Origin of the sequence: Methanosarcina sp. A14 (assembly GCF_001729375.1) — an archaeon.
GTDB lineage: Archaea > Halobacteriota > Methanosarcinia > Methanosarcinales > Methanosarcinaceae > Methanosarcina > Methanosarcina barkeri.
Genome location: NZ_LZPK01000070.1, coordinates 1 through 3,091, shown reverse-complemented (window position 1 = coordinate 3,091; position 3,091 = coordinate 1). Strand labels below are relative to the sequence as shown.

Sequence of the window (3,091 nt, the reverse complement as noted above, 5' to 3'; positions counted from 1 at the left end):
GTTGACACGCAGGTACATGAAGTCATGTATAAGTGCTGTATACTGGACGCTTTCTGGACCTGGTTAGGATACACAGGAATTATGCTATCAGGTGGATGGCTCGGCTCAAGAGCTGATGAAGGACGTGCCAAGCTGCGATAAGCCCGGGGTAGGTGCAAGGAGCCTATGAACCCGGGATTTCCGAATGGGACCTCTCCATAGTGATCAGTAATGATCGGGAACGCTCCGAATTGAAACATCTCAGTAGGAGCAGGAAAAGAAATCAACCGAGATACCGTTAGTAACGGCGAGTGAAAACGGTACAGTTCAAACCGAATCCCTTCACAGGGAAATGTGGTGTTGTAGGGCTGTTCAAACGTCTGGCGGCTAAACAGAACTTGCCTGAAACGGCAGACCGTAGAGTGTGACAGTCACGTATGTGTAAACCAAAAGATCGGAACATGTCCCTGAGTACCGTGCGTTGGATATCGTGCGGGAATCTGGGGGGCACCAACCTCCAAAACTAAATACTACTTGAGACCGATAGCGAAATAGTAGGGTGACCGAACGCTGAAAAGTACCCCGAGAAGGGAGGTGCAAAGTGCCTGAAACCTGATAGTGATGGAACGATACGGCATTAAAGGAACTCTGGCATGAAGGAAACATTCGCGAGAATGTTGTACGAATGTCACTGCCAGTGTCGTATCTTACGTTTTGAAGAACGGGCCAGGGAGTTTATCTCAGTGGCAATGGCTAACCTTTATATGGGCAGCCGAAGCGAAAGCAACATGTGCGCAGCTCTCCGAGCGAGGCACGACGTATACAAGTGCGTGGAGTCACTGGGGTAAGACCCGAAGCCGGGTGATCTAGGCGTGGGCAGGTTGAAGCGTGGCGAAAGCTACGTGGAGGACCGCAAGCGGTATTGATCTGCAAATCATTCGTGTGACCTGCGTCTCGTAGTGAAATGCTAATCTAACCCGGCATCCGCTGGTTCCTTCCAAAACATGTCGCAGCATGACCTGACTGGAGATCGTCGGTGGAGTAGAGCACTGATTAGCGGTTCCGGGGGGGAAACCCCTCGCCCGCCTGTCAAACTCCAAACCCACCGTCATTGTAGAAAGTCGGAGTCCGGACTGCTGGGGTAAGCTTGTAGTCCGTAAGGGAGACAACCCAGCCCGTGGTTAAGGTCCCCAAGTGTCGACTAAGTGTTAATACTAAAGGGCGTCCCAAGCCCCAGACAGCTGGAAGGTTAGCTTAGAAGCAGCTACCCTTTAAAGAGTGCGTAACAGCTCACCAGTCGAGGTTTGGGGCCCCGAAAATTGACGGGGCTCAAGTCGACCACCGATACCACGGAGTACCGCAAGGTAATCTCGTAGGAAGGCGTTGCGTTCGGACCGAAGCAGGGCTGTAAAGTCCTGTGGACCGTTCGCAAACGAAAATCCTGGTAATAGTAGCAGCAAAGCAGGGTGAGAATCCCTGCCGCCGAAGGGGCCAGGTTTCCTCGGCAATGATCGTCAGCCGAGGGTTAGTCGGTCCTAAGACGTACCGTAACTCGAGTACGCCAAAAGGGAAACAGGTTAATATTCCTGTACCATTTAGCATTCCGTCTGACGTCTCAGGGCAGGCCGAGCGGCGTCGTCGCGCCGTCTAAGCAGCGAACCCCGTGGAGAGCCGTAATGGCGAGAATCGGGCGAATCTGTAATGGCTAAAGTCGGCTGCACCCCGGGACCCGTGAAAAGGCCGCTAAATGTCCGTACCCAGATCTGACACTGGTGCCCCTAGCTGAAAAGGCTAAGGCGTGTCGGAGTACTTCAGTTAAGGGAATTCGGCAAATTAGCTCCGTAACTTCGGGATAAGGAGTGCCTGCTGTGAAGACAGCAGGTCGCAGTGACCAGGGGGCTCTAACTGTCTAATACCAACATAGGAGATTGCAAACCCGTAAGGGCTAGTACAATCTCTGAATCCTGCTCAGTGCAGGTACCTGAAACCCCGTTTCAACGGGAAGAAGGGCCTGTAAACAGCGGGGGTAACTATGACCCTCTTAAGGTAGCGTAGTACCTTGTCGCTTAATTGGCGACTTGCATGAATGGATCAATGAGAGCCCTACTGTCCCTAACTGGAATCCGGTGAAGCTTACATTCTAGTGCACAGTCTAGAGACCTCTAGGGGGAAGTGAAGACCCCGTGGAGCTTTACTGCAGCCTGTCGCTGGGTTGTGGTTCTGGATGTACAGAGTAGGTAGGAGGCATCGAAGCGTATGCGCCAGCATACGTGGAGCCGCAATTGGGACACTACCCTTCTGGGACTACGACCCTAACTCTGAGAAGAGGACCCCGATAGGTGGGCAGTTTGCCTGGGGCGGGACGCCCTTGAAAAGATATCAAGGGCGCGCAATGGTTGACTCAAGCGGGTCGGAAACTCGCTGAAGAGTGCAAGAGCATAAGTCAGCCTGACGTTATTCAGCATAGCAGTGGATGACGAGACGAAAGTCGGTTCTAGCGAACTTTTGAGCCTCCTTGGTGGGGGCCAAAAATGACAGAAAAGTTACCCCGGGGATAATTGAGTCGTTGCCGGCAAGAGTACATATCGACCCGGCAGCTTGCTACCTCGATGTCGGTTCTTTCCATCCTGGCCGTGCAGCAGCGGCCAAGGGTGAGGTTGTTCGCCTATTAAAGGAGATCGTGAGCTGGGTTTAGACCGTCGTGAGACAGGTCGGTTACTATCTACTAGAGGTGCACGAGGTCTGCGGGTAAGCTGCTTTTAGTACGAGAGGAACCAAGCAGCGGCGCCACTGGTGTACCGGTTGTCTGACAAGGCATAGCCGGGCAGCTACGCGCCAAGGAATAAGAGCTGAATGCATCTAAGCTCGAACTCTGACCTAAAAAGAGACCTCATTAAGGATTCCGGTAGAAGACCGGTTTGATAGAAACGGGATGTAAGCACCAAGGCAACGAGGTGTTCAGTCCGCGTTTACTAACTATCCGTTCCTTTCCTAATCCGGTCCAGGCGAAATTCAGTATGCAGCACTGTACATGACTTCTTTTCACAATCCCATTTATAGGTCGAGTTTGGCGGCCCCAGCGGCAGTGTAACTCCTGTACCCATCCCGAACA

At 52.6% G+C, this 3,091-nt stretch carries 1 rRNA gene; it reads left to right on the top strand.

Annotation, left to right across the window (positions count from 1 at the left end):
- Positions 1 to 67: 67 nt before the first annotated feature.
- A 23S ribosomal RNA gene (locus A9239_RS04400) occupies positions 68 to 2,974 on the top strand.
- Positions 2,975 to 3,091 lie beyond the last annotated feature (117 nt).